We start from the raw sequence: 16,266 nt of genomic DNA, 5'->3' as shown, positions 1-16,266 counted from the left end.
CGGCAGGTGAGGGCATCGGTCCGCTTGTGGTTGTCGATGGTTGTCGCTCGCCGCACGCACCAGGTTTTGTCGCCTGCCCGGAAGGTCAGCTCGGCGCGCACGGCGCCGTCGCCTCCGTGGGCTGCCAACCAGCTGCTGTTCTGTTTGGCCCATGTCGGGTAGCCGTAGAGAGCGAAACACATCGCTTCCAGGATCGATGATTTCCCCGCGCCAGTATTGCCGATGATGGCGGCCAGGTTGATATTGTTGAAGTCGATTTCCTGATCGCGCTGATACGAGCGCAAGCCTTTGAATTTCAGATGCAGCGGTCTCATCGCTGGTTCTCCTCGAGGTCAGAGGTGTCGTCGGGTTCGGCCAGTAGCGCTTCGATGTCCGGCAAGGTGAAGGCGACCTCGTCTTCGAAGCAGGTGAGGATGCGGTCGAACTGTTTGTGCAGAATCTGTGGGTCCGCCTTGGGCCCGGACTGGGTGGACAGGAATTCAGCGAACAATGTCCGCAGATCCGAGTCGGCCTCAGCGCCAACAATGTCAGCGGTGATGATTTCCGGTTCATCCCCGAATATCGGTCGTACTCCTACGATCTCCGCGTCGGGGACGATCGCGCTGACTTGCTCGGCGAGCGTGGGATCGTTTGTCGGGGTGTGGATTTTGAAGAGGCACAGGTCCCGCCCGAAGGTTGACGCGTTTGCCCGTAGTTTGTCGAGGGTGCCTTCGAAGATCCGCAGCTGCCGCGCGCTTTGGAGCGCGACTGTTGTGATCTCGGCGGGTTGTCCTGGGTGCAGATCGGCGATGACGACGCTCTTCTGCTCGCCCGCTTCGCCGAAGTCCAGCTGCAGTGGGGATCCGGCGTAACAGGCGGTGACGCCGCTGATGCGGAGCTGTTGGGGTTTGTGGATGTGTCCGAGCGCGGCGTAGGAGACTGCGGGCAGGTCCGCGGGATCGGTGGCGTACTTGTCGTCGATGTGCATTGCTCGTTCGGTCCCGCTGAGTTCAGCGCCTCGCACGTATTCGTGTGCGGTGAACACGGCGATCTCCCGGCTGGTGTCCAGATCGCGCACCAGTTCCGCGGCGAGTTCTCGTTCGAATTCGCCCACAGCCCGGGCGTAGGACGAATACCATTGGTCGGGATTGTCGTATACGTTGGTCTGGGTAGCGATATCGACGAACGGGAGTACACCAAGTCGCAGGGTCGTGTCGCCGGGTCCGTCGAAGCGGAGTATTCCACCGTCGTTCGGGTCACGTCGGCTGTCGATAAGGTGAATTCCGCTGCGTGGCCCGTACGCTCGGGCGAAATGGCGGAACCAGTGGGGCGAGTCGTGGTTGCCACGAAGCACTACGATGGGGGCGATCGCAGCGAGTTCCTGCAGGACGTCTATCGCGATGCCTTCGTCGTGGTAGGACGGCCGGCGATGATCGAACAGGTCGCCGGAATGTATTATCAGGTGAGGTTTGTGTGTTCGGGCGATGTCGACTATTTCGTGGAGGACAGCAATGTGGTCTTCTGCGCGGGAGCGCTGATACAGCATCTTGCCGAGATGCCAATCGGAGGTGTGGAGGATTCTCATGATCTTCTTCCGGGCGCGGGAGGGTAAGCGTGCCTTTCGGCACGCCTGATCGAAATATTTATATGTAGATGAATTCGGTGTTATGTGGCGGAAATTCGATAGTTCTGTAGATGGGTGAGCATGGATTGGTTCGCTTCCCAGCCGTCCGGGAATTTCGCGGGGACCCCCAAGTGCATCGGTTCGGTGGGCGGATGGGCATCGAGCAGTCGTTGAATGCCGGCGCGGGCGACGACGATGCAGGCATGCCGGTGCCGGGAGGTCAGCACGCACAGCCGCCCCGATTCGAGGTGGAATGCGGTGGCGTCCCGGCGTCCGGACAGCGGGTGCAACACCAGGACCAGGTCATACTCGCTGCCCTGCAGGCGATTTGCTGTGTTCACACAGATCTCGCTGATGCCGCGGGCGGTTAGGGCCTGCCGGATCGCCGCCACCTGATCGCGGTGGGCGGCGCCGATGGCGATCCGGTCTGCGCCGACCTCGGTCTCGTCGGTGCCGCGTTCGGATCGGGCAACAGGGCCTCGAAGCAGGACGCGGTGCGCCAGGTCGGCGACCGTCTCGATGGCTTGTGTATCGGTGCGCACGGTGTGGCGTGCTGGTAGTTCGTGCAGAGCCCATCCCGTTTGCGCCGCCAGATCGAGCGTGTTATCGGATGCGGTCCCGAATCCGCTTGTCCTATAGGAGAAGTGACGCTGATGAGGGTCGGTTGCGGCACGGAATCCGGTGAATGGGTAGAACGCGGAGGACACCGGCTCGGCCGCCGACGGCGGTAGCCGCCATGACACCGGGAGTTGGTAAACCGGCAGGTCTGGGTTGCTCCGCAGCATCGCCGCCACGGCGCTTTGCATCGGATCCCACTTCAGGCCGGTCCAGCGATCGATGTCGATGGTGGAGAAAGGATCCAACTGGCCAGGGTCGCCCACGAACAGCGCCCGATCGAACCGCAGTGCCACGCGCAACAGCATGTCCGATCGCATCTGGTACGCCTCGTCGACAATGGCCCACGGCCAGGGGCCTTCAGTGACATATACCCATTTGGCGGCTGTAGCGATGGTTATCTGAACGTCACCGAGGTTCGACAACTGCTGGCCGACAACAACATTCGGATGTGCCACCTGGGCGGTGGGCACATAGTCATGCGAACACAGGCGCCCGATCTGCACCGTCGGCGCGTCCATTGCCAGCCGATTGACAAGATCATCGACCTGCTCGTTGGTCTGAGCGATGACCATCACCGGCTCGCCGGACTGCGCTATCTCGACCGCCACGCGAACCACTAGTGTGGATTTCCCGGCACCAGGCGGCGAATCCACGACCACCCCGCGGTGTCTGCCGTGCTGGAATTCCGCGAGCACGCTTGCAATCACATAGTCGACCTGTTGTGCGACAACACTGTTCATGACCACTCCTCGTTCGCGTCCTGGGCTGCTGGCAGTGGTTCGTCCGGGGGCCCGCCGTGGGTCCAGGGGGTGTCGCTGCGATCGGGGAACTTGCCCGTCGGTGTGTACCGGTCCGAGAGTCGGCTGTAGCAGACCAGCTCGCCCACGGCAGGGACGCTGCCGGGTAGCGGGGTCTTGCCGCGACCCATACCCCTCGACAGTTCGAGGGATATCGCGGTCCCGTCGCTGTGACTGCGGATGGCGGTGATGGAGGCCTTCTGCTGTGGTCGTTGCTGGTCCACCAGCTCCGTGGCCTCGTCAGCGGTCAACCTGACCGGATCGGTGGTGTGAATGGTGATCACCGGCTTCGGGGATCGGCGTCCTGTCCCGGCAGGGTTCTGAAGGTCGACGGCGCTGACGGTTCCGGCGAATGCCTCGCCGGACAGGCGGTACTCGGCCATCACGAGCAGGTCGTCGAAGGCCCGTTGCGCGTCGTACTCCGCCTGCGCCCGCTCGAGCTCGTTCAATCTCCGAGCGGCGGCCACCGCGCTGTCCCGTTTGGGTTGTGGACGCTCGCGTTTGGCGACCCGATCGCCGAACTTGTTGAACTCCTTGACATCCCGGCCCCAGCGCGCGGTCACGTGCGCTCCGGGGGCCAGGGTTCGCAAGCAGTCGATCCCACGCCACACCAGCTGCCAAGTCGGCAACAGCTGCTCGCGCAGTGCTGTCTCGAGACGCGTGGTGGCGACAAGACGTTCCCGTCGTGTGGTGGCGCGGTCGTACTCGGCGATACTCGGTGCCAGCACTTCCCGGTCGAACGTCGGGTCGGTGGCCGGTCCGGCCGGAGGCCATATCAACGGATCAGCGGCATCGAGGGCGGCTCGGGCACCATCGGAATCCGGCGGTGGTTCTATCCAGCCGAGCAGCGCGGCGAGGTTGGCGTCTTCGAGGTCGCTCTGCCCGCTCGCCCAATGCCGGGCCAAGGCGTCGGTGGCGGCGACGAGCAGCGACGATCCGGGGTGGTCGGCTCGTTCGGCGTAGAAGGTCAGCCATCGACCCAGGTCCGGCACCGGAATCGGAGCAGGGTATTCGCCTGTGGTGGAGCGGAATCGCGTCGAGCGACCGAGCAGTCGGAGGAATTCGACGCCACCGCGATTGGGCACCCAGAGTTGTGCCGCTGTCCCTATGGTCGGCCCGGTGGTGGCGTGTCGGCACGTCGCGATGTAGTGCAGGATCCGCATTGCCAGTTCGTGGGCGAACTCGAGCCGCAGGACCCGGTCGCGTGGTTGCGGCACGATGAGCAGTTCCGGGTGGCCGCGATCGGTGCCGACCAGCGCGGCCAAGGGCGCGATCACTTCACCGGCCAAGCTCAGGGGAACGCAGACCATCGGATGGTCCTCGATATGGATGTGCCGCACTGTCGTCATCGGCTGTGCACGACGGGCTTTCACGGCATATGCGCGAGCCAGAGCCGTGAGCGCGCTCATGCGACACCGCCCAGGCAGTCCACTCGCAGCTGTGCGGCCATCCTCAGCAATTGCGTCGCCTCGTACTCGTGCTCGCCGGGGGTGCGGGTTCCTTCCGCCAGGTGAAGGGTCCTGGTGATCGATTCGATACCGCCGAGGTCCTCCTGGACCGATCGACCCAATCGTGCGGTGCGATCGTGCGCCTCGTTTAGGCAATACAGTGCCATCTCGCAGGTCGTCAGACATTCGGGTGCGTATCGCGCTTCGATAGCGTCCAGAGCAGCGCACAGGTCGGCCACCGAGCGGGTGGCCTTTCCCTCCGGGTCGCGGTACAGGTCCAGTGTCAGGGTTGGTGGCAGCGCGCCCAATAAGGTGCCGATGTCAGCGATCCGGGCGAGTTGGCGGCGCAGGACGGTGAGTTGTTTGCGGACATCCACTCGTGCTGCGGTCGGCCGGTTGGAGAAGTTCTCTGGGCAGACGAGGAACACCTCGTCCGACACCAGTGACGGATCCAGCCGAAGCTCCTGCAGCAGTTGCCGCAGGGCCAGCACGTACACCGCCGATTGTGTGGCCGCGAGAGCGACTTTCGCCGGGTTGGCGCTCCCGTCGATGATCGGGAAGGACTTCACCTCCACGATGTGGAACTGTTCGGACAGTTTGAACGCGATCAGGTCCGGCTCGAGATAGGCGTTGTGGCCGGCGATGTTCATCCGCAGCAGCGGATGATCGAACAGGGTGCCCGCGCCGGGCCCGGACCGACCGGCTCGTGTTAGCTGCTGGCGCGAGTTCGTGTAGCGCGTCTCGAGTGTGTCGTGACCGGCCACGTTGTTGAGATCAGCGTAGGCGACCTGTGGTAGCGGCAGCTCCAGATGTTCTCGCAGCAGCTTGAGCAGCTCGGTGCAACCGTGATCCTTGACGAAGGTCTCGAAGGCCTTGCCGCGTGTCAGGTCGAAGGGCGACTGCCCGAACTGGGGGCGGTATCCCAGATGCTCTGCCAGTTCCTGTTTGTCGACCGCGGCGGCGTCGAGAACGTTACGTCGCGCGCACCCGGGGTTGCTGGTCAGGGCGGCGATCGTCCTGGCGTTGTGTTTCTTCGGGGCGACCGACCCGCGGATGAAATCCAGACGAAAGTCGTTGTCGTTCAAATGATCTTCCTTCACAAGGGAAGCAAGCGTGGATGAGAAGAGTAATCGATGATGCGCGATCAGTGTTCAGTTGTAGAACGCGAAACAACCTCGAGCACGGTGCCGAACAACTGCTGGACGTCATCGAGTTGAGTCCCGGCCCGGGTTGCCGCCGCTTCACGATCGGCTAGGTCGGCGTCGGAATGTATTGCCAGTTCCGCTCGTGCGGCCTCGGCGACGGTCTTCCACTCCAGCACGTCGAAGTTCTCGCCCGCACCGGGGATGGTGGTGGCGAACCGCCACAGCAGACGCATCGCAGGCAAGGTCGGCTCCCCCATCCGCCCCACCTGCTCCGCCACGTGGATGGCAGCAGTGAGGAAGTCCACACGTGGGCTGAGCGGGCCGATCATTCGGCGGCTCAGCGGCCAGGTCGACACGGCCAGCAGACCGCGGGCCGCAGTCAGGCGGTCCGCAGTCAGTGCGCTGCACAGGTAGTAGGGGCGAGCATGAGGGGATGACCGGAACGAACGTTCCTCATCCCGGCGCAGGTGAGTCAACTTGGATCCACTGAGTCCGCCACCGAAGAACGCATCCTGCACCGCCGCAATCAACTTCGGCGCGGATGCCCCGCCCACGAGCGTCAATGCCTGATGAACCTGATCCCGAATCGACAGCAGCGATCCGGGGTGACCGGCCAGCTCGGGTTCATCCACGGACGGTGCCAGGGCCGCCAGAGCGTCTTCCCAGGCCTTGTCCGTTCGACGTAGCTCCGCCCGCAGTTCGCGAGCTCGCGCCGAATCGCCTGCGATCGTGGCTCGACGTAGGTCGATGCGCAGGTTCTCGATCCGTCGTTCGAGCTCCTCCAAGGGGGTGGTCACGGCTGATACGTTATCACACCCATTCCACTCTTATCCAGTAATTTCCACCATTCCCGTAGGCAACGTCATGATGTCTACATCGCCGCGGAGCTGCGTGCCGTTCTGCCTTCGATCACCGCACACGACACCTGCCGCTCGCTACAACAGCTGGCGTCGTTGTATTTCGGGTGTCCAATGAGCACCGCCCGTGGCGCGCAACGCCGACTGGCGCGGACGACTCTGGAAGTCACCGCCGCCGCAGAGCACGATGCTGCCTCAAGAGTGGAATAGGCGCATGCGTCCACTTACTCGAGATGAACACGTCAGAGCGGGAACAGAGCAATTAGCGAAACCTTCGAGCAGGTCGAGCCGAAGTCGGACGCTCCGAGAGTTGTGAGGGAGGAGGAGATCCAAGCCGCACACGACGCCTACTTCGAGCGAATGAATCGCCACGGCCGGAGATTGGCTCGATAAAGATGTGGAGGATGAGCAGCAAGCGTAGCCAGCCAGCGCCACAGGCAACCAGTCGTCTCTACCGGTGAGTGACGTTCGCTGAACCCGGCTTGATACGCGTGCCAGAATCCTCCTGCAGTCAGCGAACCATGCACGATTTCCTGTGGACGGCCAGTTACAGCGGGGATGCATCGCGACGACGAGCGTGAGAAACGGCAAATGACACGGTCCTGGCCACCCGGTCCGAACCCGAGCTCACCCGCTGCCTTGGCTGCGGCGTTGGCGTCATCGACCTTGCGCAGTCGGATATCCAGGTCCGGCCCGGCTTTTGCGGTTCCCCGTAGCCCGGATTGGGTGGCGATGCTGTCTCCGTCGATCGTGGATGCGCATCGCCGCCGGAGCCAGGTGACCGGTTCGGGTCGGGATGCGGTGGACGACGAAATCGCGTGAAGCGTACGGACGATCGACGCGAAGGTCGCCGCGCTCGTCGGTGTCCCTGCCGCGCGGGTCGGTGTCGGGGAGTTGGTGTCCGCAATGGCGGCGCGGTGGGTGTCCTACGCACAACAGCCACTCGATGGCACCGCCGTGACCGGTGTGCTCGCTGCCCAACGCGCCTACAACGCCCGGATCGAGCAGCTCTCGACCCTGTCGCGCGGAGAAACACCATGAGCCAATTCGACTGGTAAACCAGCATTCCGATGGCTCGCACCGTGTGGCGGGCGCTGCGAGCACGGGTGTTCGATCCCGCCGATACGCCCACCCGGAAATCGTCACGGCCACCGTCGGGCTGCTGCCCGTGCACCACCGGCAGCTCGACGCCTTGGGCCCGATCGCGGCACTGATCGGATGTAAGGCAGCGCGGCCGGAATGGCGGGTGGCCGCAGACGTTCTCGTGCGCGCTACCCGTGACATCCAGGGGCTCATCGCCCGCATCGATAACCCCGTGCACGACGTGCTCAGCGACCAAGCCTTGGACTCCTCTCACGCTTGCCTCCAGCCGCACGGTCTCGGTGCGATGCTGTCGCGCCATACCCGCTATTGGGCCAGCGAAGTGACCGCGGATCGCGACTTCGTTTCCGGTTCGGATGCGGCGAGCACGTTGATCGAGCAGGCCGCTGCCTTCAACCGGTTCGCCGCGCGCATCGTCACCGGCCAGGCGAGCGTGCCGCGCGCAACTCCTTGCGGCGGGCGAGTGTTGTGAAGTTCTTGCCGCACCGCAAAACGATCACCCCGACGCTCCTGGACGCGCTCGGTTACATCCACACCGCTCACCTGGCACCGGGTACCAACCTCGCCCGCCTCGGCGCGGGGATGCGCGCCCGTGCCGAGGGCTGGGGGCTATCTGTGGGGCGGTACGCATCTCGACCTGGCCACCCACGGCGGCACCGTCGCAGCGCTGACCCGCCACGCCACCCGCGATCCGGACGTCTGGCTGATCGTCGTGCCCGAGGACGCCCACCTCCCCCACCGCAAACGCGTTCTGACCACCAGTGCCGCGTTCGTGCGGATCGTAACCGCAGACAACGACGACGGCGCATCCATCTGCCCGCCCACCCCAATCCCTGCACACCCCTGACCCACCACAACAGAGCCTCCCCGGCGCTGGGGAAAGCCGACTGCAAAGGACGCACCGTGACTGCTGAACTCCGGACCCCGCCTGCATTCGCCGCAGAGTCGGCACCGATCGTGGTGTTCGACGGCGATATCGGCCACGACCTCGACGATGCACTCGCTCTGTGGATAGCGGCGGAATTGGGTGCGCAACCTGATTGTGGTCACCAACGACGAAGCCAACGTCAATCACCGCGCCCGATACGCCCGCGAACTACTCGACCAGATGGGCCGCACCGATGTGCCGGTCGTCGCCGGCCGTGCACTCGAAGGTTCGGGTCCGATCAGTGGTAGTGCAGCGGCTGGCCGCATCTCGGGCAGCGCCCCTCGGCTTTGAGGTGTGCTTCCTCCGCCAGAGTGCCGGGCAAGATCGCCACCAGGGACTCGCGGTACGCCGGGCCGTGCTGACTGGCCCTCCGAAGCGGCGGATGTTGCCGTGTCCATCCGACGTAATGCAGTACCGCTTGCAGGGTGTCGGCATCTCGCAGCATGGTCGGCTCGTCCAAGCATGCGATGTAGAGGTGCTCGGCGTGAGCGCGGCAACTGCCCTCGCATCGGATGCGGGCCAGCGGGGGGACCCCTCCAGCAGGTGCCTGGTGTGGTGGAACGTTACCAACGGCGGACGGTTCGCCTGACCCGGCAGGTGCGTGCGGTGGTATGTGAACTGGCCGGGCGGGCCGCCACGCGGCTGCTGTCGCGGCTGGCCGTGCGGTTGTCTCGCCATACCGCCGTGCGGATCCTGTTGCGTATTCCGGCGCCGCGGCGGCCGGTGCCGCGGGTGCTGAGCGTGGTCGACTTCGCGCTGCGCCGCCGGAATCGATTACGGCACGATCCTGATCGACGCCGTCACGCACGAGCGGATCGACGTACTACCCGACCGCAGATCCGAAACCCTCGAGACGTGGCTGCGTGAGCGTCCCGGCGTCGAGTGAGGTTCCGACTGAGTCGCAGTGGTTGGAGCTGCTGGCCGTGGCAGCGGAGGAGCCGGTCCGCAACCGGGTGATGCTGGCGCTCGCCTACGACGCGGCGTTGCGGCGGGAGGAGTTGTGCTCGCTGCGGACAGACGATCTCGATCCTGCCCGCAGGATGCTTCGGATTCGCGCGGAGACGACGAAGAACCGGTTGGAACGGGTGGTGCCCTATTCCGCGACGACGGGGCGCTGCTGTCTGGCTACCTGACTCACCGAGCGACGATCAGCCGGGCACGGGGATCGTTGTTCTTATCGGAGTCGCGCCGCAACCGCGCAGCGCCGCCATCTCTGTGGACCTGGTCGAAGGTGGTACGACGGCTGGCGTTGGCGGCCGAGCTGCCCCAGTTCTCCACGCACACCACTCGACACCTGTGCTTGACCGATCTGGCGCGCATGGACTGGGAGCTGCACGCTATCGCCACATTCGCTGGCCATCGCTCGACCGACTCCACACTCGCCTACATCCATCTGTCCGGCCGCGATTTAGCCGAAAAGCTCAGTCGCGGAATGGAGCAGATCCACGGCTGGCGGGTCCGAACCCTGACCCAGCTCGCAATCGAGTCAGAGGCGGGCAATCCGTGAGGGCACGATCTTCGGCGACCGTTGCGATGATGCCCGCGGCTCCACGCTGGCGCTGGCCGGTCCGTGTCGACCAATACGACTGCTCTGCGGCACTCTCGGGACGCTGAGCAGGCCGCGCTCGAGACCCTCGGCTGGGAGGTTCGCAGTTGGCCCGAGCGATGGCAGGACCCTGAGCATCCGCAGTGGTCGCGGGTCGGTCGGTTGGTGCTTCCACTCGCCCGGGCTGTCGAACAACTCGAGGTAGTGGACGATTGGCACCATCGTCGGTCGGCCAGAGACGCCGTCGCAGTGATTCTGCAGGGCTGCGCAACCCACGGGGCGAGCTTCTGGGCCTGGGACGCGGCTGGCTGGGCGGCCATCTTGGGAACCAGCGGAAATGCTTTCCTGGCAACCTATCCGCGATGGGCACGCACGTCTGCGAGGTCCTACGCGATCGCTCTGGCCTACCTCTTCGGGTTCACCGAGCTGAACCTTCTGGGCAATGTCGGTCGCGGCGCAGTCGCTCGAAAGGTGTTCGGCGAGGCCATCATCGATCAGGTCGTGGAACGGGTCACCTCGGTACTGCACGGCTGGGGGCAGCGGTCACCGCAAGTGACCGTGCGCACCGCGAGCCTGGTCTGCCATGCGCTTCTACTCAACCGCAGCCCGTTGCTGTCCGATCTGTCCGACGACGTGCTGAACGGGCTGCGAACGAACATGTCGATCCCGTATTCGCTGCGTCAGAATGTCCACAGCCTCCATCGAGCCCTGGCGGCACTCGGGCATGTCGGCCCACCGCGACCGCCGGCGCGGTTGACCCTGGCGCCAGCGGAGGGCGTGGACCCGGTCTGGGCTGATTGGGTGCAGCACGGCTTTGGCGCCGTGACCGGCCAGCGCCTGGCCGTTCTTGACACGCGGCTGTGCGCCGTAATCAGACATCGGGGTCAGATGCGGCAGCATGGTGAATCGGCACCTCGGTCCGTTCGACCAGGGTGCCGATCGCCCGACCGGTTCAGCCGGATGATCAAATCCTCCTCCCAATGCCCCGGTGTCCGCACCTCTCTGCGCCGCGCTGATGTTCGGCAGCAGTAGGACCGCTGCGCAGGAACTGTCGGACGGTCCGGTTATCCCGCGCCGAAAAGATTAGTCCTAATCACGTGGCGGGAATCGCGCATCATCCAGCAGACGCTCCGGGATGTGCTCTCGAGGATTCGTCGGATTCGGCTGCGGGAGCGGATTCGCGGCTGCCGGTTGCACGAGTGAGACGGCACTCGTGAGACTCAGCCCTGATTCCCAATGGTTCGTCAGGACGGCTCTGCTGATCTCGGATCGAAGCACGCGGATCCGTTGGAAATCGGTGGGATCTTCTGCCACCCAATTGGTCGCGGCCTGGATTCGGAACGCATGCTCATTCACGAGCCACTGCCTCATCCGGTCCGCGTCGTTTGCGGTCACATGCTCCGTCCGTCCTCCGCGGAGTGTCAGATGACCACCTGCAGCCGGGCCGTCCGCGACCTTATGCAGATCTGCGATGAATTCCTTTTCGGGACTACGGATATATGTATATCCGATGCGGCTCAGTCGATCCGCGATGTTGATACTGCCAGAATAATCACGTCGATACCGATCTACGCTTGCTTCCAACGCATACAACCTATCGATCGCCCTTACTCGGTTGCGATAAAATTCACGCTCGAAATTCTTGTGGGCGACAGCGACGTACGCAAGGTGTTTTGAGACAGGCGACGCACCATGCGCCTGGTATATGATGTCGACTGCCATCTCGGTGGCCAGCTGCGATTCTTCCGGCGTCTTACCTGCCATCTGGAGGGCATAAGAGATACTTTCGGTCAAACCTGTAACGTGGTAGACATTTTGAGCGGCGAAAGCGGCTTCTCTCGCGCTATTTCGACCGACAACCCTCCTTGAGCGTGTGATACCCGCCCGGGCAACATCAGCCGCGGATACCCGGTCGTACGCGGAACCGTGCGCGGCCATTCGAAGGTCCCGCGAACTCAGGCCCCTCGCCTTATTCTTCTTGTCGGCATGATCCACCCATGACAAGGGATTCAGCGGGTTGAGCCGGCCCCCGAACATCCATGCCGTGACCGGCGAGCTGTTGATGGTGCTGACCGCGCCGAGCATCGCCAGCGGGCTCAACGAGTTGGCCGCGCCGGAGTTACCCATACCCAGTGCGGAGCCGCCACCCCCGCCGCCCCCTGACGATCCGCCACTTTGTATCGCCGCTCCGATACGGTTGGTCACCCAGTCGTTGGCGTCGTCGATATTCCGGCTCAGACGCCGCACCTGAATGATGGCGATGATCTCGACGCCCGCCCCGATGACGAACACCACCATGATCTGACCGTTCGCCGCTCGGAACAGGCTGCCCAGCAACAGCTCGTATACGCCGAGGGCAATGACGAAGAAGCCCATCTTTCCGGCGGAAATGAATCCGTGCACGACGCAGCGCACAGTGAACGTCTGCGTCGGACCGTAGATGAATCCCCCCGCGGCGAATCCGAAGATCGACGCGAATCCGTAGTAGATGAGGTCGAGCGCGGCCCACATGATCTTGATGGACAAATACGCGGCGAAGGCCAAGAGGATGACCGCGCACAGCAACAGCAGCAGTCCGGCTCCGATCTGACCGACGCCCGAATTCCCCATCGCGGCATACGCGGCGCCGTCGCCGCATGATCTCATGCCGTTGCGCACCCGGTCTTCGCTGCCCGCCGTCATGCCCGCCGACCACGCGGCCCGGCAGGACGGGTTGCTGTCCACGACGTGCCCGGTGTTCCACACCTGCAACGGCAATCGCACGAAGTTGTCCGTCATGGTCGCTCCTAGCGTGGCGACCAACTGGTTCGGATTAGGATTGCTGTTCCCGTTCAGACCCGCCGCGACCGAGAGTCCCAAGTCGCGCCCTTGCACCAGCAGACCGTGGTCGGACAAAGCCTCGGACAACGGGTTCGCCAGGAAGAACACACCGGCGATCGCGAAGACGATCATCGTCGCGACCTGCGTAACGGCCTTGGCGTACAGAGCGCGAACGATGAAATAGCCCACGAAGAACGCACCGATCGCCAGCGCCGTCGATGCCATCAGGGGCGTCGCGATCTGCGCCGTCAGGTTGCGGGCCATCGCTTGCAGTGGCGCGCTGATCAGGTTCAGCCACTGGAAATCCAGCGCCTTGGCCGGGAGCCAGACCCCCGTGATCGACAAGAGCTGCCATACCGCGAACAACGGCATCAGGATGAACGCCAGCGCGAAATTGCGCAAGTTGAACACTCCGCCGCGATCGACCACCAGCATGTAGCTCGACGCATTGACTCCGTAGGAGTCCTTGACATTCATCCAGCTGGTCGCGGTGTTGGGTGCGGTTCCCTGAGTCGCGGTGCCCGGCTGGGCGATGGATACCGCGTGAACGAGGCCCGGGAAGACAAACAGCACGAAGAGGGCCAGGACGATCCACGCGGTTCGCCGACGACGACGCGACGCGGCGATCCAAGCCCGGAATCGCCGGAACACCATCTGCGGCCGCCAACGTTCCGCGTCCCAGAATTGCGGTTCCCAAGGCATCCCGAAGGAAGGCCGATCTACGCGAATTCTGGAGCCGGGCTGAGATCTCATCAACGTCCGAATCGCTCGGGTACTGCAGAACGCACACCATCGACGCACTTACTCACGAGCTCAAGCATGCGTATACCGGACTTCGGCCCTGGGCCACCGCGGCGCTGGGGCGGGTAGCAAGAGAACCTCGGTCTCCTCGATCACATGGGACGCCGCCAGATACCTCGTAACTCTCAATTTCTCCGATGAGGAAAATGGTCGCCCACTTTTATGTACTGCACCGTCCGGCACTCGAGGCGTGCAATCGCATCGGGCTGTACCAGAATTCCGCCCAAACAGTCGACGAGATTGTGCGCGGTGAACTTGCCACAGCTGGGCTCGCGAACTGGCCGGAAACATGCTCCCGTTCCGCGCCGAGAATGGCGTCAACCAAATATCGGTCGCGGTAGACGGCACCGCTAAGTGGGCTGTCCTCGCTTGGTGTCCGCCCGGTTGCGAGAGTAAGGACGCCGATGGCAGGTGCCGGTTCGCCTTCTCGAACTGAGCTCTCCGATTCAATCCAACGTCTGCCGGCGCGCCGTATCCCATAGCATCGTTCTTCCTATTGCGTCTGCATTGTGGTCATGCAAGGAAGAGACGCTGGTAGGGAAGCGGCTTCATCTTCACCGAGACCTGGCTATCGATCGTCACCCGATGCACCAAAGACTGCCGACGTGCCGAATCCGCGAAACGTTCGGCGGCACCGCGCTCGGCGCGATAATGCAAAACCGGTCCAGTGTCGGTCAACTCGACAGTAAGGTGGCATTCTGACATGATTGGCAACCTCGCTCACGCGTGCCCATTGCGACGTGATAAATCGCGTGAGGGTACAGCAGCACACTTCCTGAATCCTTGGGCTGCGCCCACGGTCGCGCTGACAGCAGGTACGCAGGCGCGCTGTTGCGTCCACGTACAGACTCGGCGCCGGACGGCTCGTCGCCACAGTCGAATGGTTCGTCCTCACATCCCTGACCCTCCCACTACTCCAACTCGGTCGATATGGGGGGAACGCCTACGAGGTCGGAACGCGCGGAGGCCCCGCCCCAATCCGCCTGACCGCCCACTCGGCGCGGCGCTGATACGGCTCGTGTGCCGCCCGGACGGACCTGTGATTCAGCGTGATTCCGGGCGCACAATGACCGCCGAGGGTGCGAACCTGCAGAACAGATCCTCCTCGACCCGCTTTCGCTCTGCCAACTGCTTGCTCAGCCGCTTGTTCTCCTGACCAGGTCGGTCGGCGGACGGTAGGCCCGCTCACCGGCATCGGCTCAGTTTGGCGTATCCCGCAACGTTGGACGTGCACCCGAGTTGCGGGGTCAGTGCCCGAACCGTCGGCTTGTGATCGGATTCAAATACAACCGGACCGCATGAGTCGTCAACTCTCGGGGTGGAGCGATGATCAGATCTTGTGGATGACCGGGAAGGATGTGCCTTCCCGAGTGATCTGGAAACCATGGATTCGACCGGTCTCATGGATTCGACCGGTCTCGGCGTTGGCGCGCCGGGCAGGAAGGTACATCCTGATGCTGAAAGGTAGTCGACGGCGGTGTCGTCTCCAACAACGACGGCGTGTCCCGCTCGCCGATCGATGAGATCGTGCGTGAAGGAGCCCGGCGGATGCTGGCCGCGGCGTTGCAGGCCGAGGTCGCGGCCTATATCGCCCTGTTCGCCGATGAGGTCGACGAGCACGGTTTCGGCTGGTGGTGCGTAATGGTGACCACGGCGAACGGCAGGTGCTGACTATCGCGGGCGTGGTGGCGGTGTGGGCGCCGAGGGTCGATGACAAGCGGACAGATCCGGAAACCACTGAGCGGCAGCGGTTCTCTTCGGCGCTACTGCCTGGCCTGGTGCCGGAAATCGCCGCAGATCGGCGAGGTGCTGCCGCTGCTGTATCGGCACGGACTGTCCGCCGGCGACTTCACGCCTGCGTTCGAGCAGTTCCTCGGCTCCGGCGCGGGCCCGTCGGCGGCGTCGATCACCCGGCTGACCGCACAGTGCAGGACGAGCCAAAGCCTTCGCCGCCCGAGACCTGCCCAAGGTCGACTACGTGTACCTGTGGGCCGACGGCATCCATCTGAAGGTCCGCCTCCAGCCGGAGAAACTATGCCTGCTGGTGATGATCGGCGTACGCGCCGACGGTCGCAAGGAGCTGGTCGCGATCAACGACGCTTACAGGGAGTCGACCGAATCGTGGGCGGACACCTGCGCGATGCCCCTCGCAGCATGCGCGCGCCCGTGCTCGCAGTCGGTGACGGCGCGCTCGGCTTCTGGACCGCGCTGCGAGAAGTGTTCCCGCAGACCAAGGAGCCACGCTGCTGGTTCGACAAGCTAGCCAATGTTCCTGCGGCGCTGCCGCGAAGTCAGCATACTCCGGATGAACGCGGCGATGCAGGAAATCTGGGGCGCCGAAGACATCGACCACGCACGGCTTGCGATCAACGCTTTTGAGAAAGCCTACGGCGCCAAGCATTCGAAAGCGGTGGCCGAAATCGTCGACAATGCCGATGTGCTGCTCGAGTTCTCCCACTACCCGGCCGGGCGCTGGATCCACCTGTGCACGACCGTCCCCACCGAATCAACCTTCGCCACGCCACGTTTGAGGACGAAAGTCACAAAAGGGCCTGAATCGGGCGCGGCCGCCATCGCGATGGCATCCAAACTGATGGAGGCC

Annotated in this window: 13 protein-coding genes and 3 pseudogenes; 6 read left to right on the top strand and 10 right to left on the bottom strand. The window is 63.9% G+C overall.

Annotated features, from left to right (window positions below; genetic code table 11):
• The 6 genes from ABZ824_RS39370 to ABZ824_RS39345 all read right to left on the bottom strand — a co-directional run.
• Positions 1–314 (bottom strand): AAA family ATPase (locus ABZ824_RS39370; protein WP_356970002.1); only part of this gene is annotated, 314 nt, incomplete at its 3' end.
• Entirely contained in the window at positions 311–1,525 is a 1,215-nt protein-coding gene (sbcD, locus tag ABZ824_RS39365) for an exonuclease subunit SbcD (RefSeq protein ID WP_356970003.1), read from the bottom strand. The genes sbcD and ABZ824_RS39370, both read right to left, overlap by 4 nt.
• A 119-nt stretch (positions 1,526–1,644) precedes the next feature.
• Positions 1,645–2,961 (bottom strand): AAA family ATPase, encoded by a 1,317-nt coding sequence (locus ABZ824_RS39360; protein ID WP_356970001.1) that lies wholly within the window; start codon positions 2,959–2,961, stop codon positions 1,645–1,647.
• Complete coding sequence (locus ABZ824_RS39355) at positions 2,958–4,427, bottom strand: hypothetical protein (protein ID WP_356970000.1); 1,470 nt, start codon at positions 4,425–4,427, stop codon at positions 2,958–2,960. The genes ABZ824_RS39360 and ABZ824_RS39355 overlap by 4 nt, the downstream gene beginning before the upstream one ends.
• A complete protein-coding gene (locus ABZ824_RS39350; protein ID WP_356969999.1) occupies positions 4,424–5,551 on the bottom strand; it encodes a hypothetical protein in 1,128 nt (375 codons plus the stop codon). The genes ABZ824_RS39355 and ABZ824_RS39350 overlap by 4 nt, the downstream gene beginning before the upstream one ends.
• A 59-nt stretch (positions 5,552–5,610) precedes the next feature.
• Positions 5,611–6,396 carry a hypothetical protein gene (locus tag ABZ824_RS39345; RefSeq protein ID WP_356969998.1) on the bottom strand — a complete coding sequence of 262 codons (786 nt, stop codon included), beginning with the start codon at positions 6,394–6,396 and terminating at the stop codon, positions 5,611–5,613.
• A gap of 1,156 nt (positions 6,397–7,552) precedes the next feature.
• On the opposite strand from ABZ824_RS39345, the gene ABZ824_RS39340 reads away from it, so the two are divergent.
• Both ABZ824_RS39340 and ABZ824_RS39335 read left to right on the top strand, forming a co-directional pair.
• Positions 7,553–8,041, top strand: coding sequence for a hypothetical protein (locus ABZ824_RS39340; protein ID WP_356969997.1), 489 nt, complete (start codon positions 7,553–7,555; stop codon positions 8,039–8,041).
• Between the two features lie 120 nt (positions 8,042–8,161).
• Positions 8,162–8,416: a hypothetical protein gene (locus ABZ824_RS39335; protein ID WP_356969996.1), complete on the top strand. Its 255-nt coding sequence runs from the start codon at positions 8,162–8,164 to the stop codon at positions 8,414–8,416.
• 319 nt (positions 8,417–8,735) lie between these two features.
• On the opposite strand, the gene ABZ824_RS39330 is transcribed toward ABZ824_RS39335, so the two are convergent.
• Positions 8,736–8,942, bottom strand: coding sequence for a hypothetical protein (locus tag ABZ824_RS39330; RefSeq protein WP_356969995.1), 207 nt, complete (start codon positions 8,940–8,942; stop codon positions 8,736–8,738).
• A gap of 92 nt (positions 8,943–9,034) precedes the next feature.
• Here ABZ824_RS39330 and ABZ824_RS39325 point away from each other — a divergent pair.
• The 3 genes and pseudogenes from ABZ824_RS39325 to ABZ824_RS39315 all read left to right on the top strand — a co-directional run.
• Positions 9,035–9,380, top strand: a pseudogene (locus tag ABZ824_RS39325) (ISL3 family transposase); the annotation flags it as partial.
• Positions 9,381–9,420: 40 nt separating this feature from the next.
• The gene (locus tag ABZ824_RS39320) at positions 9,421–9,630 is read left to right on the top strand and encodes a site-specific integrase (protein WP_356969994.1); all 210 of its coding nucleotides are present in this window, start codon (positions 9,421–9,423) and stop codon (positions 9,628–9,630) included.
• Positions 9,631–9,665: 35 nt separating this feature from the next.
• A complete protein-coding gene (locus tag ABZ824_RS39315) occupies positions 9,666–10,004 on the top strand; it encodes a tyrosine-type recombinase/integrase (protein WP_356969992.1) in 339 nt (112 codons plus the stop codon).
• 855 nt (positions 10,005–10,859) lie between these two features.
• Here the strand turns inward: ABZ824_RS39315 and ABZ824_RS39310 are convergent.
• The 3 genes and pseudogenes from ABZ824_RS39310 to ABZ824_RS39300 form a co-directional block, all read right to left on the bottom strand.
• A pseudogene (locus ABZ824_RS39310) lies at positions 10,860–11,032 on the bottom strand (IS30 family transposase); the annotation flags it as partial.
• Positions 11,033–11,132: 100 nt separating this feature from the next.
• Positions 11,133–13,517 (bottom strand): hypothetical protein, encoded by a 2,385-nt coding sequence (locus ABZ824_RS39305; RefSeq protein WP_356969990.1) that lies wholly within the window; start codon positions 13,515–13,517, stop codon positions 11,133–11,135.
• Positions 13,518–14,177: 660 nt separating this feature from the next.
• Complete coding sequence (locus tag ABZ824_RS39300) at positions 14,178–14,369, bottom strand: hypothetical protein (RefSeq protein ID WP_356969988.1); 192 nt, start codon at positions 14,367–14,369, stop codon at positions 14,178–14,180.
• An 843-nt stretch (positions 14,370–15,212) separates the two neighbouring features.
• Between ABZ824_RS39300 and ABZ824_RS39295 the strand changes: the two are divergent.
• Positions 15,213–16,266, top strand: a pseudogene (locus ABZ824_RS39295) (IS256 family transposase); the annotation flags it as partial.

Source organism: Nocardia sp. NPDC047038 (assembly GCF_040644075.1).
GTDB lineage: Bacteria > Actinomycetota > Actinomycetes > Mycobacteriales > Mycobacteriaceae > Nocardia > Nocardia sichangensis.
This window is presented reverse-complemented; position numbering and strand designations above follow the sequence as displayed.

What these genes read in the sequence shown, in the direction of transcription:
- sbcD (WP_356970003.1), bottom strand. Translation starts at nt 1,525, where the DNA reads ATGCTGTATCAGCGCTCCCGCGCAGAAGACCACATTGCTGTCCTCCAC.
- ABZ824_RS39360 (WP_356970001.1), bottom strand. Translation starts at nt 2,961, where the DNA reads ATGAACAGTGTTGTCGCACAACAGGTCGACTATGTGATTGCAAGCGTG.
- ABZ824_RS39355 (WP_356970000.1), bottom strand. Translation starts at nt 4,427, where the DNA reads ATGAGCGCGCTCACGGCTCTGGCTCGCGCATATGCCGTGAAAGCCCGT.
- ABZ824_RS39330 (WP_356969995.1), bottom strand. Translation starts at nt 8,942, where the DNA reads ATGCTGCGAGATGCCGACACCCTGCAAGCGGTACTGCATTACGTCGGA.
- ABZ824_RS39305 (WP_356969990.1), bottom strand. Translation starts at nt 13,517, where the DNA reads ATGGTGTTCCGGCGATTCCGGGCTTGGATCGCCGCGTCGCGTCGTCGT.
- ABZ824_RS39300 (WP_356969988.1), bottom strand. Translation starts at nt 14,369, where the DNA reads ATGTCAGAATGCCACCTTACTGTCGAGTTGACCGACACTGGACCGGTT.